The organism is Weissella thailandensis (assembly GCF_001932615.1).
Taxonomy (GTDB): domain Bacteria; phylum Bacillota; class Bacilli; order Lactobacillales; family Lactobacillaceae; genus Weissella; species Weissella thailandensis.
In genome coordinates, this window is sequence record NZ_CP014332.1 from 699,594 (window position 1) to 722,736 (window position 23,143).

At 39.3% G+C, this 23,143-nt stretch carries 23 protein-coding genes and 1 riboswitch; of the genes, 20 read left to right on the forward strand and 3 right to left on the reverse strand.

Going from position 1 to position 23,143, the window contains the following annotated elements:
* The first annotated feature begins 22 nt into the window (after positions 1-22).
* The 6 genes from aroA to FOL01_RS03480 all read left to right on the forward strand — a co-directional run bounded on the left by aroA (position 23) and on the right by FOL01_RS03480 (position 6,374).
* Positions 23-1,315 (forward strand): 3-phosphoshikimate 1-carboxyvinyltransferase, encoded by a 1,293-nt coding sequence (gene aroA, locus FOL01_RS03455; protein WP_075269351.1) that lies wholly within the window; start codon positions 23-25, stop codon positions 1,313-1,315.
* Between the two features lies 1 nt (position 1,316).
* Positions 1,317-1,844 (forward strand): shikimate kinase, encoded by a 528-nt coding sequence (locus FOL01_RS03460; protein ID WP_075269352.1) that lies wholly within the window; start codon positions 1,317-1,319, stop codon positions 1,842-1,844.
* Positions 1,819-2,550, forward strand: a complete 732-nt coding sequence (gene aroD / locus FOL01_RS03465) for a type I 3-dehydroquinate dehydratase (RefSeq protein WP_083603417.1) — start codon at positions 1,819-1,821, stop codon at positions 2,548-2,550. Before FOL01_RS03460 ends, aroD begins: the two co-directional genes overlap by 26 nt.
* On the forward strand, positions 2,543-3,241 hold the full coding sequence (locus FOL01_RS03470) for a hypothetical protein (RefSeq protein ID WP_075269353.1): 699 nt from the start codon (positions 2,543-2,545) through the stop codon (positions 3,239-3,241). Before aroD ends, FOL01_RS03470 begins: the two co-directional genes overlap by 8 nt.
* A 344-nt stretch (positions 3,242-3,585) precedes the next feature.
* Positions 3,586-5,193, forward strand: a complete 1,608-nt coding sequence (locus tag FOL01_RS03475) for a peptide ABC transporter substrate-binding protein (RefSeq protein WP_075269354.1) — start codon at positions 3,586-3,588, stop codon at positions 5,191-5,193.
* A 17-nt stretch (positions 5,194-5,210) separates the two neighbouring features.
* Entirely contained in the window at positions 5,211-6,374 is a 1,164-nt protein-coding gene (locus tag FOL01_RS03480) for a metal-dependent hydrolase family protein (protein WP_075269355.1), read from the forward strand.
* A 148-nt stretch (positions 6,375-6,522) separates the two neighbouring features.
* On the opposite strand, the gene FOL01_RS03485 is transcribed toward FOL01_RS03480, so the two are convergent.
* Genes FOL01_RS03485 through FOL01_RS03495 form a run of 3 tightly spaced genes read right to left on the reverse strand, consistent with a single transcriptional unit; the run spans position 6,523 to position 9,167 of the window.
* Positions 6,523-7,191, reverse strand: coding sequence for an energy-coupling factor transporter transmembrane component T family protein (locus FOL01_RS03485; protein WP_075269356.1), 669 nt, complete (start codon positions 7,189-7,191; stop codon positions 6,523-6,525).
* On the reverse strand, positions 7,184-8,599 hold the full coding sequence (locus tag FOL01_RS03490; RefSeq protein ID WP_075269357.1) for an ABC transporter ATP-binding protein: 1,416 nt from the start codon (positions 8,597-8,599) through the stop codon (positions 7,184-7,186). Before FOL01_RS03490 ends, FOL01_RS03485 begins: the two co-directional genes overlap by 8 nt.
* A gap of 4 nt (positions 8,600-8,603) precedes the next feature.
* Complete coding sequence (locus tag FOL01_RS03495) at positions 8,604-9,167, reverse strand: ECF transporter S component (RefSeq protein ID WP_075269358.1); 564 nt, start codon at positions 9,165-9,167, stop codon at positions 8,604-8,606.
* 123 nt (positions 9,168-9,290) lie between these two features.
* Positions 9,291-9,382, reverse strand: a riboswitch (TPP riboswitch).
* A gap of 173 nt (positions 9,383-9,555) precedes the next feature.
* Between FOL01_RS03495 and FOL01_RS03500 the strand changes: the two genes are divergently transcribed.
* The 14 genes from FOL01_RS03500 (at position 9,556) to FOL01_RS03560 (ending at position 23,099) form a co-directional block, all read left to right on the forward strand.
* Positions 9,556-10,527: a ribose-phosphate diphosphokinase gene (locus FOL01_RS03500; protein ID WP_075269359.1), complete on the forward strand. Its 972-nt coding sequence runs from the start codon at positions 9,556-9,558 to the stop codon at positions 10,525-10,527.
* A gap of 32 nt (positions 10,528-10,559) precedes the next feature.
* A complete protein-coding gene (locus FOL01_RS03505) occupies positions 10,560-11,549 on the forward strand; it encodes an aldo/keto reductase (protein WP_075269360.1) in 990 nt (329 codons plus the stop codon).
* A gap of 90 nt (positions 11,550-11,639) precedes the next feature.
* Positions 11,640-12,557, forward strand: a complete 918-nt coding sequence (rbsK, locus tag FOL01_RS03510) for a ribokinase (protein WP_075269361.1) — start codon at positions 11,640-11,642, stop codon at positions 12,555-12,557.
* Positions 12,558-12,565: 8 nt separating this feature from the next.
* On the forward strand, positions 12,566-13,054 hold the full coding sequence (locus FOL01_RS03515; RefSeq protein ID WP_075269362.1) for a DUF1456 family protein: 489 nt from the start codon (positions 12,566-12,568) through the stop codon (positions 13,052-13,054).
* A 355-nt stretch (positions 13,055-13,409) separates the two neighbouring features.
* Positions 13,410-14,804 (forward strand): Nramp family divalent metal transporter, encoded by a 1,395-nt coding sequence (locus FOL01_RS03520; RefSeq protein WP_075269363.1) that lies wholly within the window; start codon positions 13,410-13,412, stop codon positions 14,802-14,804.
* A gap of 128 nt (positions 14,805-14,932) precedes the next feature.
* Complete coding sequence (locus tag FOL01_RS11010) at positions 14,933-15,076, forward strand: hypothetical protein (protein ID WP_156834983.1); 144 nt, start codon at positions 14,933-14,935, stop codon at positions 15,074-15,076.
* A 320-nt stretch (positions 15,077-15,396) separates the two neighbouring features.
* Positions 15,397-15,678 carry a type II toxin-antitoxin system prevent-host-death family antitoxin gene (locus FOL01_RS03525; protein ID WP_075269364.1) on the forward strand — a complete coding sequence of 94 codons (282 nt, stop codon included), beginning with the start codon at positions 15,397-15,399 and terminating at the stop codon, positions 15,676-15,678.
* Positions 15,675-16,031: a type II toxin-antitoxin system YafQ family toxin gene (locus FOL01_RS03530; RefSeq protein ID WP_075269365.1), complete on the forward strand. Its 357-nt coding sequence runs from the start codon at positions 15,675-15,677 to the stop codon at positions 16,029-16,031. Before FOL01_RS03525 ends, FOL01_RS03530 begins: the two co-directional genes overlap by 4 nt.
* 268 nt (positions 16,032-16,299) lie before the next feature.
* Positions 16,300-16,614 (forward strand): PadR family transcriptional regulator, encoded by a 315-nt coding sequence (locus FOL01_RS03535; RefSeq protein WP_075269366.1) that lies wholly within the window; start codon positions 16,300-16,302, stop codon positions 16,612-16,614.
* Positions 16,607-17,224, forward strand: coding sequence for a DUF1700 domain-containing protein (locus FOL01_RS03540; protein ID WP_083603418.1), 618 nt, complete (start codon positions 16,607-16,609; stop codon positions 17,222-17,224). The genes FOL01_RS03535 and FOL01_RS03540 overlap by 8 nt, the downstream gene beginning before the upstream one ends.
* 1 nt (position 17,225) lies before the next feature.
* Positions 17,226-18,035 carry a DUF4097 family beta strand repeat-containing protein gene (locus FOL01_RS03545; RefSeq protein ID WP_075269367.1) on the forward strand — a complete coding sequence of 270 codons (810 nt, stop codon included), beginning with the start codon at positions 17,226-17,228 and terminating at the stop codon, positions 18,033-18,035.
* Between the two features lie 245 nt (positions 18,036-18,280).
* Positions 18,281-20,647: a Xaa-Pro dipeptidyl-peptidase gene (locus tag FOL01_RS03550; RefSeq protein WP_075269368.1), complete on the forward strand. Its 2,367-nt coding sequence runs from the start codon at positions 18,281-18,283 to the stop codon at positions 20,645-20,647.
* Between the two features lie 53 nt (positions 20,648-20,700).
* Positions 20,701-21,519 carry a Cof-type HAD-IIB family hydrolase gene (locus tag FOL01_RS03555; protein WP_075269369.1) on the forward strand — a complete coding sequence of 273 codons (819 nt, stop codon included), beginning with the start codon at positions 20,701-20,703 and terminating at the stop codon, positions 21,517-21,519.
* A 179-nt stretch (positions 21,520-21,698) separates the two neighbouring features.
* Positions 21,699-23,099, forward strand: a complete 1,401-nt coding sequence (locus FOL01_RS03560; RefSeq protein ID WP_075269370.1) for an RsmF rRNA methyltransferase first C-terminal domain-containing protein — start codon at positions 21,699-21,701, stop codon at positions 23,097-23,099.
* The last annotated feature ends 44 nt before the right edge of the window (positions 23,100-23,143 follow it).

A 23,143-nucleotide genomic window follows, 5' to 3' on the forward strand; every position in this document is an offset into this window, starting at 1 on the left:
GAAAAGAATTGTAGGTTAAATAATGGGCAAGATTAAGTTACAAACAGCGGGGAAAAAACTGCGGGGAACTTTAACGATGCCTGGTGATAAAAGTATTTCACATCGAGCAGTTATGTTGGGAAGTATTGCGTCAGGTGATACGCGGGTACAACATCTTTTGGATTCCGAAGATGTTCGTCGTACAGTGACGGCAATGTCAAATTTAGGGGTGACATTTAGTACTGACAATCATGATTTAATTATTCATGGTAGGTCATTGAATGAGCTCGTTGAGCCAAGTCAAATGTTAGATATGGGAAATTCAGGAACGACGGCCCGTTTATTGATGGGGCTATTAGCGAATCAACCATTTGCGGTAACATTTCGTGGCGACAAAAGTTTATCAAAGCGACCATTTGCGCGGGTCATTAAGCCATTGATTGCCATGGGTGTCAGTTTTGTGACAAAGAATGATCATTTACCAGTCACTAAACTTGGTACACACGAACTTGCAGGTTTGGTCTATGAATTGCCAGTGGCGTCTGCCCAAGTAAAAAGTGCCATTATCTTAGCGGCACTGCAAGCGAAAACGCCAACGACAATTATTGGGCCAATCGCGACTCGTGATCATACTGAACGAATGTTAGCAGCATTTGGCGTACAATTGGTACGCGAGGACCATCAAATTAAAATTACACCACAGACGCATTTAACTGCGACCACGATTCGCGTCCCTGGCGATATTTCGTCAGCTGCTTTTTGGATTGTGGCTGGTGTGCTGGTTCCGAAAAGTGCGCTCACTCTCAAACAGGTTGGGATTAACCCAACTCGTACAGGTATCATGAAAATTTTACAGCGAATGGGTGCTAAATTTTCATTTGATAATGAGTCAGCTGATGGAGAACCAATGGCTGATATTCAAGTGCAATCGCAATCATTACATGGCACAACGATTACAGCAGTTGACGTCCCAGCTATGATTGATGAAATGCCACTAGTTGTGCTCGCTGCGACACAAGCACAAGGTGATACAGTTATCTCGGGTGCTAGTGAATTACATGTGAAAGAAAGTGATCGGATTGCCACTGTCACTACCCAGTTAAATAAATTAGGAGCTAATATTGAGCCTAGAGAAGATGGCTTTTATATTCATGGTGGGACACCACTACAAGTTAAGCAACCAACAATCATCGATTCGTGTGGTGACCACCGCGTGGGGATGATGTTGACCATTGCGGCTTTAATAACAACAGGGGATGTATCACTTGCCAATGCAGAAGCAGTGAATATTTCGTATCCTAACTTTTTTAGTGATTTAAGTGAGGTCATAGATTAATATGAAAGTGATTTTAATTGGCTTCATGGGAGCTGGTAAAACAACAGTTGGCCAATTACTGGCTGAAAAAACGGCGTTGCCATTCTTGGATACCGATCAACTGATTGTCAAACAGACTGGTCAGTCACCTGGAGAAATTTTTGCGACTGTTGGTGAGTTAGGTTTTCGACAGTTAGAACAAACTATCCTGCAAGAAAATCTGACAAAATCTGGGATTATGGCTACCGGTGGTGGCATTATTGAATTAGAGCAAAATCGACAACTATTAAAAAATAGCCCAGTACCAGTTATTTACTTATCTGGTTCCTTTGGTCAAACAGTCGAAAGGTTGGTAAAAGATAATACACGTCCGATCGTGCGCAATAAATCTTTATTGGAGTTGGCTGAACTTTGGGAGCAACGTCTCAAAAAGTATTCAGGTATTGCAACAGAGGTTATTTATACTGATAACAAGACTGCTGACCAGGTTGCTGAAGAAGTATTGCAGCATATGAGAGCTGTTAATGATGAAACGACTGAAAATAGGTAATGCGAGCGCAACTGAACAACGTCCACTTGTCGCCGTACCTATGGTTGATGAAACGATGGCAGATGTGAGACAGACGGCACGGATGCTTAGCCAAACGGCTGCCGATGTCGTCGAATGGCGGATTGATTACTTATCAGGTTTATGTGAGTTAACGGCTAGTAATATTCGCCAGGTTCATGAGATACTTAATAAACCCTTGTTATTTACTTGGCGAACGGCCGGTGAAGGGGGACAATTAAACTATCATCATGATAGCTACCAAATGGTTTACCAACGTGCGCTACAAGCAGGCGTTGATGCCATTGATATTGAGCTTGCGTTACTAGCAGATCAACAAGCACTTTTAAAATTAGTGCCTGAAAATGTTAAAGTTATCGGTTCTAAGCATAACTTTGACACAACCCCTAATCATTTAGTTAGTCTTTTAATGGAGATGACAAGGCTACCTATTGATGTTGTAAAATTAGCGGTCATGCCAAAAGTGGCAACGGATGTTGACCGCGTATTGCAGGCGACAATGACGGTTACTGCAAACAGTGATTTACCGCTGATTACGATGTCGATGGGGGCGTTGGGGATGAGATCACGCGAGGTTGGCTACCAATACGGTTCACAGCTAACTTTTGCAAGTGTGAAAGCGGCATCAGCACCAGGTCAAATATCACTCACAACACTATTACATAAATGGGGAGAATCAGATGTATAATAGTCACTTTTTTTCAGATGATAGACAAGCTGTCCTCAATGATATCCCGGGTACGATGGGGTATACCTTGATTACATTTCATGCAGAGGGTGATGATATTCAGTTAAATCAGGCGAAATTACGACTTGATTGGCGCGCACCGGATATTTTTCGACAACACTTAGCACAAGAATTACAGCATAATGAACAGTTTGATCGTATTGGCTACGTGACACGTGTTGAAATGTTACTTGGTCAGGCTATGTTGGATTATAATGGTCGCTTTACTTTAGATACAACTGCACTAAAGAGTACCATTCAAAAGCAAACGCAAGAACCAATGCAATTAACAGCAATTGCTGCGGATATGATTTTACCAATTGGTTTCACAGATTTGCGTCATGTTGTCCATTTAACAAAGTGGGTCCATGAAAACCATGTGGTCTATCATTTAGTGGCTGGATTACCAGCGCTAGAAAAGAAGGTCGATAATTTACGGAATTCAGCGGTGTTTAAAAATAAGGGCCCCGTATTAATTCACGAAGCGGAAATCGATTCACAAGCATTGCTATTATTTTTACAAAATTTGATTCAAGATTATTTTGGTGTCGAAGTTGCGAAACTTCATTTGACGCAGGCAGCATTCGGCCAGGCTGATCCAACAAAACAGTCAGCAGGAAATCGAGTATTGATTGCAAATTTCGAAAATTAAAAAGTAGTCAAACAGTTTTTAATCTTATTTTAATTTAACGGTTGCTTTTTCTCATGCTAGCGTTATAATTAAATAAATTCTAGTAAGACATGTAAGGAGAAAGCATAATGTTATTAATTAATTCAGAAATTAATCAAGTTGTATTCTCAACAACTATTTCATGGTGGTGGCCAACGAGATAGTTGGCTATTTGTTGTGGGCTAGCTATCAGTTATGTATTAACGATAGCTAGCCGCTAGAAATTAACCTGTCAATTTTAAAAGACAACGGCTAGTTAGCACGTAATGTGCTGATTGGCCGTTTTTTTATTTGTTGAGTTAATTATTATTTAAGGGAGAATTGTTATGAGAATAAAAAAATTATCGTTCATAGTGTCAGTGGGTCTGACAACGGCAACTATTGCAAGCTTGTCCCAGGAAAGAGTAGCTTTTGCGGATCAAGCAATCAATTGGACAGAATCAGCAGCCTTGACGACGATGAGCCCATCGCAGGCTAATGATTCTACTGGTTCGGAAATAGTCACTCAAACTGGCCAAGGATTATATCGATATGGTAAAAATAACCAACCGCAATTAGCTGATGCCAAGTCGGTTGATATTTCAAAGGATGGTCGTGAATATGTGTTTCATTTAAAAGATGATTTAAAGTGGTCTAATCACGAAAAAGTGACGGCAAATGATTATGTCTTTGGTATACAACAGACTGTTGATCCGAAAAATAAGTCTAATGGCGCTACCTTAGCTAACAATATTAAGAATGCGACAGCAGTAACAAATGGTGAGAAAGCAGCTGATGATCTTGGTGTTAAAGCACTTGATAGTCAGACATTGAAAATCACTTTGAATAATCCTGATCCTGCTTTTAAAAGTATTCTGACAGGTACAGCATTCTATCCGCAGCCTAAAAAATTTGTCACGAAAGTAGGTAAGGCATATGGTACGTCCGCAGATAAGACATTATCAAATGGACCATTTGTACTAAAAAATTGGCATGGTTCGGATAAGTCGTATCAGTTGGTAAAAAATAGTCAATATGAAGATAAGAAAAATGTTGCCACAAATAAAATTAATATTCAGACCGTGACCGATAATACGACTGGCTATAATTTATATAAAGCTGGGAAATCTGACTATACACCATTAACTGCTGATCAAGTTCGAGCGAATGAAAATAACCGCGCATACCATAGTATTAAAAATGGTCGGACTGACTTTTTGGGATTAAATATGAAAAATAAATATTTACAAAATAAAGACGTGCGAGTTGCCATCAAGCAAGCTATTAATACAAAAGGGCTGACAAATAAGGTGCTTAAGGGTATTCAACGTAGCGGGAATGCCTTTACGCCTGAGAATACAATTAAGAATCCAGATAATCAGCGTGACTTTAGTAAAGAGGCTAACAGTAAAAAATATGCCTTTAATAAAAAAGACGCTAAGAAAAGTTTAGCTGCGAGTGATACGAAGAAAATAAAGTTAACCTTACTAGCCGATAACGATGATCAGAGTAAGATTGAAGCACAATATGTGCAAAATCAGTTACAAAAGAATTTACCTGGTGTTGAATTGACGGTTAAATTTCAACCGAAGGCTGCGCGAGTTAAAGCACAATTATCACATGATTTTGACATTGTCTTAACTTCATGGGGTGGTGAATATGCAGATCCAATGAGTTTTCTTAATATGGTTCAAAGTGATAGTGGTATCAATATTGCACAATTTAATGATAAAGAATATGATGCAGCGCTCGCACGGGCTAATGGTAATGATGTGAATAAGCCAGCCAAACGGTACCAGGATTTACTACAAGCTGAACAACGAATTCATAGTGAATTGCCGGTTGTGACTTTAGGACATCAGTCAACACCAGCATTGATTCGACCAGATGTTAAAGGATTGTTAGTGAATACTTATGGCGCAACGTTTGACTTTAAAGAAGCTTACAAGAAATAAATAGGGGGATATCAGTAATGACACAAGTAAAATTTATTAATGGCGCAATTTTTATCGCAGGTGAATTTAAAACAGCATCTTTTACGATTGATACAGAATCAGGTTACTTTATAGATAATGATGATGATGCTCAAGTTGTTGATTTATCAGGTAAGTTTGTCATTCCGGGGTTAATTAATGCGCATACACATATTTCAGATTTAACAACTAGTGATAAAAAGCAATTGGCAAACATTACCAATGAGACGGAACTGGCCATTTATGCAACGAAACATTTACGTGAATTTTTATCAGATGGTGTGACGACAATCAGAGAGGTTGGCGCAGCGAATAACATTGATATTAAATTAGCAAAATTGATTAAACAACATGTGGTTGCAGGTCCAAATATTATCGCTAGTGGGGCTGCACTGACGATTACCGGTGGTCACGGGGCAGGGGCTATCGGTAAGGAAGTGGACGGTGCTGATGAGGTCCGCAAAGCGACGCGTCAATTGATTAAGACAGGCGCTAAAAATATCAAGTTAATGGCAACGGGTGGTGTTACGAGTAATGACCAAGAGGTACCTGGTAATGTCCAATTTAGTGTTACTGAGTTAGCAACAGCTGTCGAAGAAGCGCATAATTATGGCATACCAGTAGCTGCTCATGCGCAAGGTAATCAAGGAATAAAAAATGCAATCAAGGCAGGTGTAGATTCAATCGAGCATGCGATTTATTTGGATGATGAGGCGATTGATATGTTACTACAAACCGGTACGCCAATTGTGCCAACGCTTTCTGCACCGGATGCTATCCATGATCATAAAAAAGACATCATTGCATGGATGTATGACAAAAATGAGGATGTTTTGCTAGCTCATCGTCAGAGCATTGCAAAGGCGATTGAGGCAGGAGTCGAAATCGTTATGGGTACTGATGGGGGGACGCCATTCAACAACTTTAGTGATGGTTCAACGAAGGAACTTGAAAAAATGACGGCGCTTGGTTTAACGCCACAAGATGCTATTCTGGCAGCAACTAGCAATGCCGCGAAAGTGTTAAGAATCGATGACCATGTTGGGAAAATAGCGCCTGAATTTATGGCTGATTTTATTGTTTTGAATGAAGATCCATTAGAAAATATAAAGGCTCTACAAGGTCCGAAGTCCGTTTATAAGTCTGGAAAATTAACTAACTAATAATACGAAAAAGGTTGGAACAAAAGAATGTTCCAACCTTTTTTCTTAAAATATATTGTATAACGAAATTTACGCTACGGCCAAAAATGACGCAAATCACGTGACATGACACATTAGCTTCAAAACGAGTTTTGTCATGCGCTTTGTTTTACCAAGGCTTGATGACAATCGCAGTTAAAAGATATGCCAGGATTAACAGGCAGACAAGGCCCCATTGCCATTTTGGCAAATGCTCTTGTACAGTCTGTGTTCGTGGAAAGCCTTCCGAAAAACCATGAGAAGTCATGGCAATCGCTAAATCATCCGACCAATGTAAGGCGCTCAGAATCGCTTTGAAATATATCTGAGGTTGCCATAAATGATAAGTGATCCCACGCAAGGCACCAGCATATCGAATGATTTGCACTTGTCGTCTGACACGTGGCACTAAGTTAAAGGCAGCTAATAAACCATAAGTAAAAGTATTAGATAACTTTGCATGCTGATTCAAGCTGAACAGTAAATCTTTCACATTGACAGTTAGCGTGACAGCGGCTCCTAAAAGGAGGTAGGCGTATAAACGAGTTGCATAGACTAGTGCCAGGTGATGTGTGTCACCAGTACCAAAGGCAATAAATGACCACCAAGTTCCAAAGGCCACGGGAATCGAAATTATCAACATCAGGCCAACAATTTTCAAGTTTGGTCGTTGGAGCAATAGATAGATTAAACTAATGAACGCAACGATTCCGTTGAGAATAACGGAACGGACAAATGAAGTTTCAATACCAATGCCGAGCATGATGAAGACGAGAATTGTTGGATTTAATTTAAGCATTTGGCGCCTCCCCAACAAGGTCTAACTGTTGATTCTTAAAAATCAATTCATAGTCAATAAAATCAGCCAAACCGGCACGTTGATGAGAAATCATCAGGACACTTTGGTCAGTTTCGTGAATACTCTGGTTAATTAATGTCATCACTGTGTGTACTGAATCAATATCCAGACCAGCCAATGGCTCATCCAACAATAGAATTGGTTGCCCCATAATCAACATACTGAGCACTTGTAACTTCTTTTGTTGACCACCAGATAGTTGATAGACCACATGTTCAGTTAGATGATTTAAGTGTAAGTTCTCTAAAGCCGTTTGTACACGCTCATCTGTCCAATAATCGGTTGCTAAACTATGCTGTTGTGACAAAGCGACTTCTTCTTGGACGGTCATTGTTACAAATTGATCACTAGCTGATTGAAAAATCAACGCAACTTTTTTTGCCCAATTTTTTAGCTTTATTTTGGCTGTATCTTGATCATCCCAAGTCACTCGCCCGTCATATTTGACTTGGTGACTAAGTGCCTTAAATAAAGTTGATTTACCAATACCGTTTGCACCAGACAATAAACCGATTTGTCCAGTCGGTAAAGTAAAGTCACTATTGATTAACAATTGCCGGCTTTTGCCCACGGTCAGTGTCAACTCTTGCCAACGTAGATGACCATCAGTTTTAGGAACACCATAAAAAGGTGTTTGAGCAGGAAGATTAACTAATTTTGACAGTGATTGTTGATTTAATGTACCTGAATCAGTGTCGATAGCAAATAGATAATCAACAAGTTCTTGATAACCGGATAAGTCATGATCAGAGATAATGATCGTTTTGTGCTGCTCTAGTTGCATTTTTTTCAAATCCGTCAGTAGTGATAAACGTGCGGCTGGATCGACACTGGCAAATGGTTCATCAAGTAAGATGATATCACTGTCCATCGCGATGATAATGGCTAAAGCAACGCGTTGTTTTTCGCCACCAGACAATGTCAATAAATCTTGGTCAGCAATTTGCTCTAGATGGAGCGCATTGATAGCAAATGCTACTCGCTGATTAATCGTCTCAGTTGGCAATTGTAAATTTTCTAAAGCAAATACCAATTGTAGTCGTGCTGTCCGCATCGCGAATTGACGGTCTGGATTTTGGAAGAGCATGGCAATTCGTTTTGCCCGTTCGAAAGGTGCTAATGGTTGAATAGGTTCGTCGTTTAATAATACCTGACCAGCCGTGATGACCCCACCAAATTTTGGGAGTAATCCAGCCATTGCTTTCAGCAGGGTCGATTTACCTGAACCAGAGGGACCAATCAATAAATTAAAAGATCCTGTTTCAGGAACCCAGTTAATTTGATTTAATACGTTAGGTTGGTCAGCTTGATAGGCAAAACTTAGATGATCAACTTGTAATTTTGTCATAAGCTTAACGTTTTAGTAATCCAGATTTTGCAACAAGCTTTTTGATAAAGTAAACTAATACACCACCAAAGAAACCGGCAGAAATCAAACGAATAATAAATAGGGTAATCATCAAACTTGGCTTATAATCTGCATAACCACTATTGAAGAGGTCCCAAATGAACGTCACGATCGTTGTCGTTAATACAGAAAGACTAATGCCTAATTTATCCCAGTTTTTGTAGCCAGTAGTAGCAAATCCGAGTTCTGTACCAATACCTTGGACAAAACCAGAAATCAAATTAGCAGCTCCCCAGCTTGAGAATAATAGCATTTCAACAGCTGCTGCTAATACCTCACCAATGGTTGAACTACCGACCTTTTGTAGGATAGCCCCAGCTAATGGTCCGGCCATTAACCAGACACCTAATGTTAAATCATTAGCGTAGGGTTTTAGTGGGGTAGCAGCAACAGCATAATAAGCAGCACTCCATACCTCAAAAATGACCCCAAAAAAGATGGCGATAATGGCTAAGAAAATCACATCACGTAATGACCATTTAACCTTAGACTCAGTAACTGTTTGCATAATAATTGCAAACCTCCTTAAAATAAAATGTGATCGAATCGCCGAAGCTTTGGTAACAAAAAAAGCCCCAGTATCGATAGCGCTTACACACTAATCATGGATACTGGGGCTTGTTTACTGTCATGGTAAACAAACCAAGCTCCCTAGCAACATTACCTTGCTCAGGTTCTATGGGTATTATCTCAGCCAGTTTAATGGCACCCCAGCTTGTTTGATTCGCTTGTTTAAGTATAGTGGTAATATATTGAATTTGCAAATAAATTCTATTGGGCTAACACAGCATCAGAATAACTCGGGCTTTTAATGGTATAAAGCATACCGTAACCGGTTTTATTTTGTTAAAATAGATTTAACGACAGATGGTGGTGAGAAATGGAGGAAATCACTCGTGAAATCTCAAATAAAGTTGTTAGGGCTAACTGCGAATCATGATTTAGCAGATGCAGTGGCGGAAGAATTGCATTTGCCGTTGACACAGTTAGATATCAAGCGCTTTGCGGACGGCGAAATTTACGAACGAATATTAGAAAGTATCCGTGGTGATGATATTTACGTTATTGCACCAATTGCAGAGGAAGTAAATGATGCATTTATGGAAATGATGATTGTTGTGGATATCTTACGACGCTCATCTGCGGCGAAAATTACGCTTGTTATTCCATACTTTGGTTACGCTCGCCAAGACCGTAAAGCCAAATCACGAGAACCGATTACTGCTAAAATGGTTGCGTCACTTATTGAAATGAATGGTGTTGACCGGGTTGTTTCAATGGACTTTCATGCAGCGCAATTACAAGGCTTTTTTAATATGCCAGTTGACCATTTGCAAGCAGCACCATTATTAACCGACTACTTTTATAGTCGGAATTTATTAGATGATTTGGTTGTTGTCTCACCAGATCATACCGGAGCTGGTCGTGCTCGTAAATTTGCTGACTTACTGGCTGCTCCTTGGGGGGTTGTCAATGATAATGTTGCCATGACTAATCCGGAATCTGATGATGCGATTGTTGGTGATGTCAAAGGACGTCGGGCAATCATTGTTGATGATATTGTTGATACTGGCTATCGTGTGCAGATGACTGCTAAAGCACTACTGGCTAATGGTGCCACTGAAGTTTATGTTGCTGCAACACACCCAGTACTTTCAGGGCAAGCAGCGGAAAATTTGGCGGCAGATGACAATATTGAACGTTGCATCTTTACGGATACCGTACGCGTCCCCGAAGAAAAGCAAAGTTCAAAATTCACAACATTATCCGTTGCGCCTTTGTTTGCTGAGGCAATTAACCGCATTCATGAGAACAAACAGATTGATGTACTATTACGTTCAAAAAATAAGCCAGAAGTTAATTTATAAATAATCGCATTTAAAAATTAGGAGGTACCATAATGGTCTACGCAGCATCAGAAAATCGTTATGAAGTTATGCCATATCGTCGGGTTGCCGATTCAGGATTGATTTTACCAGCCTTGTCATTTGGATTGTGGCGTAATTTAGGAGATCAAAAGCCACTAGCTAATTCAAGAGAAGTGATGTTAAAAGCATTTGATAATGGTATTTTTTCGTTTGATAATGCTTCAAATTATGGCCCTTCCGATGGGACTGCGGAAGAAACATTTGGTGCAGTTTATAAAAAAGATTTACATCCTTACCGTAATGAATTGATTATCACCACTAAGGCCGGCTACCATATGTGGCCAGGACCATTGGGACAGTTTTCGGGTAAAAAGACCTTAACAGCTGCTTTAGATTTATCATTACAACGGATGCATTTAGATTATGTTGATATTTTTTATGCGCATCGTTGGGATCCAGAGACGAACTTACGTGAAACAGCCGAAGCCTTAGACTTAATGGTTCGTCAAGGAAAAGCTTTGTACGTTGGGGTTTCAAATTACACAACTGAACAAGTGGCAGAGATTAGTAAAATATTTGACGAATTACACACACCATTTATTGGTAATCAGATGTCATACAACATGTTTAATCGGGAAGCTGAAGATACAGATATGTTGGCGACTTTGGCGCAACATCATGCCGGATTGATTGCGTATGGTCCATTGGCAGAAGGTTTATTAACGGATCGTTATTTGGATGGTTTCCCAGCAGACATGCCATTGCATCGCACCAATGCGTTCATCAAAGATGATCCCAAGGGGACGGTGTCAAAGCTTAACGCGTTGAATAAAGTGTCAGCTGATCGTGGACAAACCTTAGCACAATTAGCAATGGCCTGGTTACTACGTGATAAACGTGTGCCATCAATCGTTATTGGTGCTTCTTCAGTTGATCACTTATTGGATAATGTCAAGGTTGCTGATAATATGACATTGTCTACCGAAGAATTAGCAAAAATTGATGCTATTTTGAAGGGATAAAATTTGAGGGACAAGAATTGTTTATTTTCTAGATGACTAACTTGAAAATAAACAATTTTTTTGAATAATCATTTATAGGAGAATTGAGCTATGACAAGAAAAGTAACAGTTCTGGGGTCGTTGAATTCGGATACGATTTTGCATATTGATCACTTGCCAGTACAAGGTGAAACCATGGCCATGACTGATGCTTCAACCGCACCAGGGGGTAAGGGAGCCAATCAAGCAGTAGCTGCCCAACGTTTAGGGGCTCAAGTGCATTTTATCGGTGCTGTTGGTCAAGACCAGAACGGTGAGTTGCTACTAAATGCCTTGCAAGCAGATGGTGTCGATACCACACACATTGCCCAACTTGCCAATGTTGGTACCGGAGCCGCCTATATTTTATTGGAAAGCGATTCGAACAATACGATTCTTATTTTAGGTGGTGCGAATCAACAAGTTAGTGAAACAAATGTTGATGAGGCGGAAAAAACGATTCAATCATCAAAAGTCTTGGTTGCACAATTTGAAACACCGATTGTGGCAACGCTGCAAGCGTTTAAATTGGCTAAGTCAGCGGGGGTTATGACGATTCTAAATCCAGCACCCGGGCACAAAGAAATTCCAAAAGAATTATTGGGGTTAACTGATCTGATTACACCTAACGAAACTGAGGCCGAAATCATTACTGGTATTCCAGTTAATGATGATATATCTATGATCAATGCTTCAAATAAAATGCAAGAGATGGGTGCTAAAAATGTTATCATTACTCTAGGTGAGCGTGGTGCGTATTATCAGCTGGCTGATGGTCATCATGGTTTTGAGCCAGCCCTGAAGGTTAAAGCTGTGGATACAACAGCCGCAGGTGACACTTTTATTGGGGCATTAGCAACTAAATTAGCGCCTGATATGACCAACCTTGTTGAAAGCGTTCGTTTTGCTAGTGCAGCATCCGCATTAACTGTGCAAGGTGCAGGTGCCCAACCATCGATTCCCACACTTAAAAAAATGAAAGAAGTATAACATCAATTATGCACAACAACGATATTATTCGTAGATTGCAATATATTTTCAATATTAATAGTAAGAACATGATGACTATTTTTGAATTGGGCGGTTTGACACTCGATAAGTCAACCTATTTAGCAATCATGGCTAAACCAACCCAAGATAGTGCCAGAGATGCCCAATTATCACGACATGACCTAGAAAAATTTTTGAACGGGTTGATTATCTCTCAGCGAGGACATAAAAAGAATCCAGATGGATCAATTGCTGCACCAGACTATAGTATGCAACGCGATAATGACATTAATAATGTCGTTATTAAAAAGGTGAAAATTGCTATGGCGTACACAACTGAAGATTTACTTGATTTTTGGCAAGCTGCTGATTTCAAAGTAACTAAAGGTGAGGTTGGGGCAATGTTACGGCGTAAGTCACATCCCAAATATTTAATTGCTGGTGACCAATTCATGCGTAAGCTATTGATTGGTATGGCAAACACGTTGCGCGGTTAAATAGTTTAATTTATAATAGAAAACGGCTTAAGTTAGGCTTTGCTTAACTTAAGTTTTTTTGTAAACGTTTTAATTTTTAATTGATAATAAAAATTAAAACCACTTTTGGGCAAAATATTTGATATTATTGTGTAAAAAAAATAAAAATAAGCAAAAAAATAGTTGCAACTGGGGTCGTAAGCGAGTAGTATATTGTCGACGGGTAAGGAGCGCCCCGGTTAAGTATAAGTCATAAGCTTTCAACAACCAAGTTGAACGAAATTCTTTATGAATTCTACTTAGCACTATATACAAAAGTAAATAGTACACTGGGACTGACCTTATTACGGCATATTACGTATTATGGGAGGTTGTCATGACTGAAAAAGAAGTGACAAAAAACAAAGGGCTGGTACAAGATGCAGCTGCGGATGATAGTTTAGGTGATATCAATGGTTCTGTATCTGTACCAAAAGGTGGCTCTTTTTGGAGAAAACTGTGGGCATTTTCAGGACCAGGGGCATTAGTTGCCGTTGGGTATATGGATCCTGGTAACTGGGTCACTTCTGTAACTGGTGGAGCAACGTACCACTACACATTACTTTCAGTTGTCTTGATTTCATCATTGATTGCAATGATGCTACAATACATGGCTGGTAAGTTGGGAATGGTTAAGCATGAAGACTTAGCTCAAGCGACTCGTAACCGTACCAACAAGACCGGTGGTATCATCCTTTGGATTATTAGTGAGTTGGCCTTGATGGCAACGGATATTGCCGAGGTTATCGGTGGTGCGATTGCGTTGCATTTGTTGTTCGGCTGGTCAATGATTGCTTCTGTGTTAACGACAGCATTGGATGTTGTGTTGCTATTGTTACTAATGCGTTTTGGATTCCGAAAGATCGAAGCAATTGTTGTAACACTTATTTTAACTATTTTATTTATTTTCGGTTATCTAGTAGTTTCATCAAATCCTAACTTAGCAGCTTTGTTTGGTGGTTACTTACCACAATTACAAACAGTTAGCACACACGGTATTCATGGTGCTGATTCACCATTGGTCATGACCTTAGGTATTATTGGTGCGACGGTTATGCCACACAACCTATACTTGCACTCATCAATTTCACAAACACGTCAAGTGAGTCGTGAAAACAAGGAAGAGTTAAAAGAGGGTGTTCGTTTTATGGCTTGGGATTCAAATATCCAATTGTCATTAGCCTTTGTTATTAATTCATTCCTATTGATTTTGGGGGCATCATTGTTCTTCGGACATGGGGATCAAGTTGGTACTTTCGGTCAAATGTATAATGCGCTAGGTGATAGTTCAATTGCTGGTGCCATTGCATCACCAGTATTGTCAACGTTATTTGCGGTTGCTTTGCTAGCATCAGGACAAAATTCAACAATTACTGGAACGTTGACTGGTGAAGTTATCATGACTGGTTTCTTACACTTGAAGGTGCCAATGTGGCTACGTCGTGTGATTACTCGTGGTTTGGCTTTGATTCCAGTTGTTGCCTTTACGTTAATTTATGGTGGTGATGAAGGAAAGCTTGATCAATTACTTGTTTATTCTCAAGTCTTCTTGTCAGTTGCTTTGCCATTTGCGATGGCACCATTAATTGCGTTCACATCTTCAAAGAAGGTTATGGGTGAAGAATTCGCCAACTCAAAGTGGATGACATGGTTAGCATGGATTGTCTTTGTTGTTTTGACAGGATTGAATATCCAATTAGTCTTCCAAATTCTTGGACAGATGTTTGGTTAATTAGTTAATGAAGCTAATTAAATTTGGCATAAAATGATTTAATTAAATAAACTATAAATCAAGTGGCTGAATTCTTTAAAGAATTCAGCTACTTTTTTGTAGATTTGTGAGGAGGTGGTATTTCAATTATGGTCCACAATAATTTTGACTTACATGACTGTCTTGCTGAATTAACTTCAGATTCTAAAGCAGAATCAAAGATATTACAATACATTGACCAACAGCATGGTCCCAAAAACAAAGTTGTTATGCATATTGAAATGGGTGCGTGAATTTTTACGCCTTGTTTTAGAAACATTAATATTTGGTTTTTCGTATTATTTTTTTACTAATTTAATAGGTTATGAGCAAAGCATTATTAATGCTGTTAGTGTTTCTGTCATATTTTGGGTACTAATGTTAATTGTTTTAGGTTTTATGGGTAAATTTAAGGAGAACGATTAATAATTTAGGCCATTATTGAAAGCACTGTGCGCAAGCAACAGTGCTTTTTTAGTATGTTTAGATTATGATACTAAAATGGTCAGTATTTATTAGTTGGTAATTTGTACTTAATGATGTACAATATTAAGTACAAAAGGAGGACGGCGATATGACATTAGCATTAACTCAAAGTGATTTTCGCGCGAATCTTAAAGAGTATTTAGATAAAGTGAATAATGAGGAAGAAACAGTTTATGTTGCTCGTTCGAATAGTCGGGCAGTTGCGGTTATTTCACAAGAAAAAATGACATGGTTAGAAAGAGCCTTAAGAGCTAAAGAAGGCTCACTAGAATACGCTGTTGCACGTGACCAATTAATTCAACGTCATGAGTTACCAGATGATGATATTGTTGCGTCAAGTGATGAATATTGGGATCAATTTAAAGCATGAAAAAGTTGAAATTTAAACCACGTGCCACCTTTAATGCCGACCTAAAACGGTTAGCTAGTCTTGATAAGACAATTGTTGATGAAGTGCGTGCAGCGATTGATTTATTATTGGAACAGCAACAATTGCCCTCGGAGTTTGATGACCATGAACTGCGACGGCAAATGACTGGTTATAAAGAATTTCATTTGCGAGATACGCCAAAAAGTAAAATACCAAATGATATCAATGATGTTTTGGTGGTTTATACGATTGACAAAAATGAATTAGTGTTGATTGGTATTCGGGTGGGGTCTCATGATCGATTGTTTCCATGTCAAAATCAGTCAAAAAATTACCGAAAAAAAGAACAATAAGTGTCGTTATTACATTGGTAGTATAAAAATAACTTCTTATCTTTTTAGTCTTGAAATGAAGGGTTAATTTGGTTAGTTGTTACATGGTGCTAATAGCAGAATTATTTAATTGAATAGCTTAAACATTAAGCAGCTGAATTCTTCATGAATTTGGTTGCTTTTTTCTTTAAAGGGCAATTATTATAATCTTTATTGTTGACATACCATTATACGTCATATAATATAATGGTATACAATATATAACATTGAGAAATAAGGAGAACAAGCCATGAATATTCAAGTACCAACGGTGGTACTCGATGGTTCTGTATTGGCCGTATTAACCAAGGAAGATACATATGGTTATGTTATTACTAAGGCGATGCAAGAATTATTGGGCGTCAGTGAATCAACGATGTACCCTGTTTTAAGACGATTAAAACGTGATGGCTATTTAGAAACATATGATAAGCCATTTGAAGGTCGCAATCGGCGTTATTACCACATTACTGAAGTAGGTGTGAACCATTTAAATGAAATCAGTCAAGCATGGGTAGATTTCCGTGGGGCAGTGGATTCATTATTGGAGGAAAGTGATGATTAAAGAATATTTAACAGCAGTTAGATCATATTTGAGTGATATTCCTGCTGATGAACGTGAAGAGTTACTACAGTTTTACGAAGAGCAAATGTTAGATGCTGGCTATACGATGGAAGAAGTTAAAGAAAAGTATGGTTCACCAAAGCAATTTGCGCGCTCATTAAAAATTGAATATTTCATTGAAAGTGATGAAGTAGCAGATGAAGATATGCCAACTAGCAAACGAACAAAAAACCGCGTGACCTTAATCTGGTTAATTGTTTTGGGGTTGTTTGCGTCGCCAATTTTAATTCCCGTGGCAATTGGATTAGTGCTCGCACTAATTGGTGCCTTTATTGGTTTCCTAGCAATTATCTTTGGTATCTATGTTGGGATTATCGGAACTTTAGCTGGTGGTCTGTTTGCCTTCGTTAACGGTATTATTTTATTGTGGCAGTCTGTGCCAACTGGATTACTATTTATCGGTGGTGGCTTATTGTTAACTGGTCTAGTTGTTTTCTTTGCACCAATCGTTTGGCGCTTGACCCGTTGGTTATTTGAAATGTTGGTACAATTTGTGAAGTGGATTGGTCATCGCTATTTAGGTAAAAATCACGTAAAGGAGGCACAATAAAATGGGATTAAAAACAACACTCATGGCTGGTGGTAGTATGATGCTTGTTGGTGGTGCCTTGGTGATTACTGGACTATCAACCGGTGCTAAGACGTCATTTACTTGGGATAACGGTCCCAAAATTGTCGAAACACACAGTCTTAACAAAACGTTTAATAATAAAGATTTTAAAAAAGTAACGATTGATAGTGGCGCTAATTCATACGTAAGAATCGTTCGGGGTGACCAATGGCAAGTATCAGGTAAGTATCTTGATGGCAACGCTGATTTAAGTACTGTTAATAATGAATTGAAGTTGGCCTTACGTGAACCCAAAAATTCAGTTTTTGGTTTTAAAGAATCAGATCAGACTGCTGTTGTGACAGTTCCGTATAAGGTTAATTTGGATGACTTAAACATTAACACTGAAGGTAGTGGTGTGAAAACACAAGATGTGTCCGCCAAGAATGTGACAGTTCATAATAATTATGGTGGTGTCCGTTTGACGAAATTGACCGCCCAAAAGATTAATATGCAAGGCGATGCTGGTAATTACCGTTTACAAGATGTCACAGCGGATACGTTGCATGTGGACAGCGGGGATGCCTATTTGAAGGCACGCAATTTAACGTTGAAACAAGCTAGTCATGTGCAGGGTGATAATCAAGAAGTTGTCTTGCGTGAAAGCCATCTACCAGGCATTAAGGTCGCAAACCAAGATAGTAGTATTTATGCTAACGGTGCTGACCAAGGGGATAACGATTATCTAACAGGTGATCAAAGCAAAGCCTTGACGATTGATGGTGACGAGACTGACGTTACGATTAAGTAGTTTATAGACTGATAACTAATATATTTATAGCAAGCAGGGTTTGGAATGATTAATTTGTTCCAATCCCTGCTTTTTGCTAAAAAGTTTAAACATTAATGTAACGCGATTTGTACACGCTGCGCTACGAGTCAAAATAACGCACTCATCGATATACACCGACTTCAAAACGACTTGTGTCACGCTCTTGTGTTCTCACTGTGTTTTAATCTTTGTTATAATGGAAACACTGAAATGGAGAGTGAAATATGAAAATAAATCAATTTGGGGTTATCAAAAGAACTTTCGAACAGAAAATTAATGAGTTGGCGTTGATTGGTTTTTATGATGAAAAAATCCAAGCCGCTATTTCAAAGGGGAGTGTGCCACTGTTACAAGCACTGTTAGAACAAGCAGCGCAATCAACTGCGGTGACAACAAAGTTTGATGATTATATGGTCAACGGACAACAAGATTTAGCTGCTTTTTTGGCAACGAGTAAACAGGTCACTAATCAAGAATTTAATGCTATTGCTTTGCAATTACTTAATTTTGAAGAGGCTGTTGACTATAACTTAGCTGATTCCGTACAAGCGGTAAACAGAATTGGATTACCGTTATTTAGTAAGGACGGGGATTGGTCAACTCAGGATGTGTTAAATGCATGGTATGACCTGTTAACGGCTCATACCAAAGGTGGTTTACAATTTATTGATGAATTAGTCAGTCATCAATATCTCAAGCCAACTAATCAGACAGTGTTCTTTAATGGTAAGGCGTTAGCAACATTTGATACTAACCAATTAATTAAGGAAGTTGTCTACGTTGAAACAGATTTAGATACGGATAAAGATGGTGTAAAAGACTTTGTTCGTGTCGATATTATTCGTCCAACAACAGCACAAAAGGTGCCAACTTTGTTTACGGCATCCCCTTACTACCAGGGAACAAACGATGTGGTTAGTAACAAAAAATTGCACGATGTTAATCAACCACTACAACGCAAAATTCCTAATAATTTAACATACGAGGACATTGCGTATGAGCCTAGTGAGCCTGAACAATTGACCGCCCATGAACAAACTGGTGAGACAACGGTAGCGACTGAGACTTTCTATCCAAAATCACATGTTGATTTGAATAATTATTTCTTATCTCGTGGTTTTGCTGTGGCATATTCTTCAGGGGTCGGGACTCGTTATTCAGATGGTATGCAAGATACTGGTTCGCCTGAGCAAGTGATTAGTATGCAGGCAGTTGTGGAATGGTTAGCAGGTAATCGCCAAGCCTTCGTTGATCGGCAAAGCGGTGTGACAATTAAAGCCCATTGGTCAAATGGTAAGGTGGCGATGACTGGTAAGTCATACTTAGGAACCTTAGCGACTGCTGTGGCAACCACGGGTGTTGCGGGGCTAGAAACGGTGATTTCTGAAGCAGCTATTTCAGATTATTATCAATATTACCGTGATAATGGTCTTGTGATTGCGCCTGGTAGCTTTCCTGGCGAAGACATGGATGTTTTAGCAGAATTAGTCTACTCACGGATGCAAGATGCAGGTGATTGGCATCGGACAAAAGCGCAGTGGGAGCACTTCCAAAAGCAAACCGTTAGCGATATGGATCGCACGACGGGCAATTATAATACTTATTGGGATGCGCGTAATTATCTAAAAAATGTGCCTAATATAAAAGCGGATATTGTGATGGTTCACGGCTTGAACGATTGGAATGTGAAGCCACGACAAGTGTTCCGCCTCTATCAACAACTACAAGAACTTGATGTTGTTAAGAAATTATACCTACATCAAGGACAACATATCTATATCAATAATAATCGATCATTAGACTTTAGTGATCAAATGAATCTGTGGTTGAGCCATAAGCTGTATGGCGTTGAAAATGATGCTGTTGCGCAATTACCAGATTTGACTTGGCAAAGTAACCAGACGCCTGAAACTTGGGAGACTCGTCAAAGCTGGGGCACAACGACCCCTACGAAGATTTCCTTAGCAAATGTGCAAACGCCGGTTAGTTACACAGATCGACAAACGAAAGTCGCCTATGAATCGTATAGTAAAGACTATGATCACTGGCGTTCATTAATGATTGATCGTGACAATCATGAGCTTGATCATTCCCGTGTTATCTTTTCACAACCAAAACAAAAACAAGATTTAGTGATTGATGGTGAAGTATCGCTGCAATTAAGGATTAAGTCGTCAACTAATGTGGGGTTAGTTAGTGCGATGTTGGTGGATTATGGTGATGCTAGTCGCTTAACGAAGAAACCTGTACCACAGGGTAGCCAAATTGACCGTGGTGTCAATTGGCAGCCAACGCCGTTAGTTGAATTTGAACAGGCAAAAGCAACACCTAATAAAATGATCACGATTGGTCATATCAATATGCAAAATCGTGAAAATGCTTGGCGTGTGAATGATTTGCGTCCAGATGAATATGTTGATTTAACATTGACTTTGCAACCAACCTTGTATCAGTTAACGGCGGGTCATCAATTGGGAATCGTGATTTATGGTACTGACTTTGAAATGACCGTACGTGGTAATCAAAATATTACTTATACAATTGATACAAAGCATAGCCAATTATTAGTACCAGTGGTCACTAGTAAGTAAATGTCAATAATCAAGATTGTAGGCAATAAGAGAAAATAAAAGAGGGTATAGTTATGGGACGTAAATTAGTTGGCATTGATTTGGATCGGACAACTTTAAATGATGCCGGAAATATTTCTATTAAAACACGCCAGACCATTCAAAAAATGCAACAAGCTGGTCATGTCGTGGCAATCATTACGGGACGTCCAGTACGTTTGTCAATGGACATTTATCAACAACTGGGGTTAAAATCCCCAATGATTAATTTCAATGGATCACTTGGTGAAATTCCTAATCAAATGTGGGAACATGCTTATTCTTACCAAGTTGACCGTGAAATTGCTTTCGATTTAATTGAAAATGCGGCTGATATGGCTATCAAATCAGTGGTTGCTGAAAGTCGGGCGGATGTTTGGACTAATAGTCGCATAGCACCGGAAAATCCTAATGAAGCGTTTTTCTTTCCGCAAACGACTGACACTTACCACATGTTAGACCGTTTAAGTTTGACCACGAATATCAATTCAATCTTGATTGAAGCACAAAATAGCGATCATCAAGCGCTTATCCAAGAATATGTGACCAATCGTTACGGTGCAGACCGTGTGACAGTTAATACCTGGGGTGCTGATTCACCAGTACTAGAAGTGGTGCCAGCAGGGGTTGCGAAAGATACAGGATTGCAGATTATGCAACGTGCTTTTGATATTGATAAGGATGATGTCTATGCCTTTGGTGATGGCATGAATGATTACGAAATGATTGATTATGCCACGCATGGCATTGTCATGAAAAATGGTAATCCAGCTCTAAAGGCGATTGCTAATGATATTACCTCGTATACTAATGAGCAAGATGGCTTGGCTAAGTACCTAGAGCAAATTATTTAAAAGAGCAGCAAAATATGTTTTACAGCCGTCAATCTACCCAGTAAGTATGGGCAGGTTGACGGCTGATTGTAATTTTGTGCTCTTACAGCGTCCTTATTTTCGATGCCTGAAAAACACCTTTTTGAATAGTAAAAAAACGTGTAGAATAAAATTATTATATAGGACAAGGAGTTTATGAAATGGCGGAGTTACCTAAAGACTATCAGACGAAGTACCGTCAATTAATGGGCGATGATGCAGATGAATTCTTTGCAGCATTTGATCAGCCAGTTGTGAAGGCTTTTCGAGTCAATCCATTAAAAGCTAATCAGCAATTGTATGATACATCAATAAACGGGCAAGTACCTTGGGGCGACTGGGGGTACTTTGGTGTTGCGAAAGGTCATTCGGTTGATCACACAACGGGTGTGATTTATTCACAAGAACCATCTGCGCAATTAGTAGGAGAAATCACGCAACCACAACCTGGTGAGCGGGTGCTTGATTTAGCAGCTGCGCCGGGCGGCAGATCAACGCACTTGGCCTCTTTTATGCAACAACAAGGATTATTGGTATCGAATGAAATTTTTCGTAAGCGGGCGCAAATTTTAAGCGAAAATATTGAACGTTTCGGGGTCCGAAATGCATTGGTGACGAATCACTCACCACAAGAACTATCAAAGAAATTTTCACAATACTTTGATCGCATTGTGTTAGATGCACCTTGTTCTGGTGAGGGGATGTTCCGTAAAGACCCTGAGGCAATCAACTATTGGCATACGGATTACCCAGCAGAAAATGCAACTCGTCAGCGAGAGATTCTAGTAGAAACCATGAATATGTTAAAGCCAGGTGGGACACTAGTATACTCAACATGTACGTTCGCTCCTGAAGAAGACGAACAAATCATTGCATGGTTATTAGCAACTTATCCTGGTTTACACTTGGTTGATGTACCAAAGCATGACGGCATGTCAGATGGTCACCCAGAATGGGCGGATGGCAATCCTGAGTTAGTAAAGGCTGTGCGTTTGTTCCCACAATTCGTGTCTGGTGAAGGGCACTTCATGGCAAAGTTGCAGTATCAGCCAGAGGATGAATCAACAGCTAAGGAACCTAAATTGGCTAAAACCAATTTAACGGCTGATCAGCGACAATATTGGGACGACTTTCAACAAAAATTCTTACCAAGTTATCAACCAGGCGTTCTTTTAGCTTTTGGTGATCAACTTTATGCAGCACCAACTGGCACGCCAGAATTAAAAGGCATCCAGGTATTACGAGCTGGGTTGCATTTGGGAACTTTTAAGAAGAAGCGCTTTGAGCCTAGTTTGGCTTTGGCTTTGGCCTTACACCCTGATACGTTTACGCAGCGCTATCAATTAAACGATGAAGAATGGCGTCAGTATGTCCACGGCGACACATTCATGCTACCATCATCTATGGGTGATTTAACAAATGGTTGGTATTTATTAGAGTTAAATGGTAATGGGGTTGGCTTTGGTAAGCTAGTCAACCGTCAAATGAAAAACTTTTATCCGAAGGGTCTAAGGTTCATTGTTCACGAGAATCAAGCGAATTTATCAGATGACGTATACTAAATATAAAAACTTTTGGTAAAATAGCTATATTAAAGCATGAAAGG

Bases quoted from the DNA above. Each gene is read 5' to 3' on its own strand.
- aroA (WP_075269351.1), top strand. From the start codon at position 23: ATGGGCAAGATTAAGTTACAAACAGCGGGGAAAAAACTGCGGGGAACT.
- FOL01_RS03460 (WP_075269352.1), top strand. From the start codon at position 1,317: ATGAAAGTGATTTTAATTGGCTTCATGGGAGCTGGTAAAACAACAGTT.
- aroD (WP_083603417.1), top strand. From the start codon at position 1,819: ATGATGAAACGACTGAAAATAGGTAATGCGAGCGCAACTGAACAACGT.
- FOL01_RS03470 (WP_075269353.1), top strand. From the start codon at position 2,543: ATGTATAATAGTCACTTTTTTTCAGATGATAGACAAGCTGTCCTCAAT.
- FOL01_RS03475 (WP_075269354.1), top strand. From the start codon at position 3,586: ATGAGAATAAAAAAATTATCGTTCATAGTGTCAGTGGGTCTGACAACG.
- FOL01_RS03480 (WP_075269355.1), top strand. From the start codon at position 5,211: ATGACACAAGTAAAATTTATTAATGGCGCAATTTTTATCGCAGGTGAA.
- FOL01_RS03485 (WP_075269356.1), bottom strand. From the start codon at position 7,191: ATGCTTAAATTAAATCCAACAATTCTCGTCTTCATCATGCTCGGCATT.
- FOL01_RS03490 (WP_075269357.1), bottom strand. From the start codon at position 8,599: ATGACAAAATTACAAGTTGATCATCTAAGTTTTGCCTATCAAGCTGAC.
- FOL01_RS03495 (WP_075269358.1), bottom strand. From the start codon at position 9,167: ATGCAAACAGTTACTGAGTCTAAGGTTAAATGGTCATTACGTGATGTG.
- FOL01_RS03505 (WP_075269360.1), top strand. From the start codon at position 10,560: ATGGTCTACGCAGCATCAGAAAATCGTTATGAAGTTATGCCATATCGT.
- rbsK (WP_075269361.1), top strand. From the start codon at position 11,640: ATGACAAGAAAAGTAACAGTTCTGGGGTCGTTGAATTCGGATACGATT.
- FOL01_RS03515 (WP_075269362.1), top strand. From the start codon at position 12,566: ATGCACAACAACGATATTATTCGTAGATTGCAATATATTTTCAATATT.
- FOL01_RS03520 (WP_075269363.1), top strand. From the start codon at position 13,410: ATGACTGAAAAAGAAGTGACAAAAAACAAAGGGCTGGTACAAGATGCA.
- FOL01_RS11010 (WP_156834983.1), top strand. From the start codon at position 14,933: ATGGTCCACAATAATTTTGACTTACATGACTGTCTTGCTGAATTAACT.
- FOL01_RS03525 (WP_075269364.1), top strand. From the start codon at position 15,397: ATGACATTAGCATTAACTCAAAGTGATTTTCGCGCGAATCTTAAAGAG.
- FOL01_RS03530 (WP_075269365.1), top strand. From the start codon at position 15,675: ATGAAAAAGTTGAAATTTAAACCACGTGCCACCTTTAATGCCGACCTA.
- FOL01_RS03535 (WP_075269366.1), top strand. From the start codon at position 16,300: ATGAATATTCAAGTACCAACGGTGGTACTCGATGGTTCTGTATTGGCC.
- FOL01_RS03540 (WP_083603418.1), top strand. From the start codon at position 16,607: ATGATTAAAGAATATTTAACAGCAGTTAGATCATATTTGAGTGATATT.
- FOL01_RS03545 (WP_075269367.1), top strand. From the start codon at position 17,226: ATGGGATTAAAAACAACACTCATGGCTGGTGGTAGTATGATGCTTGTT.
- FOL01_RS03550 (WP_075269368.1), top strand. From the start codon at position 18,281: ATGAAAATAAATCAATTTGGGGTTATCAAAAGAACTTTCGAACAGAAA.
- FOL01_RS03555 (WP_075269369.1), top strand. From the start codon at position 20,701: ATGGGACGTAAATTAGTTGGCATTGATTTGGATCGGACAACTTTAAAT.
- FOL01_RS03560 (WP_075269370.1), top strand. From the start codon at position 21,699: ATGGCGGAGTTACCTAAAGACTATCAGACGAAGTACCGTCAATTAATG.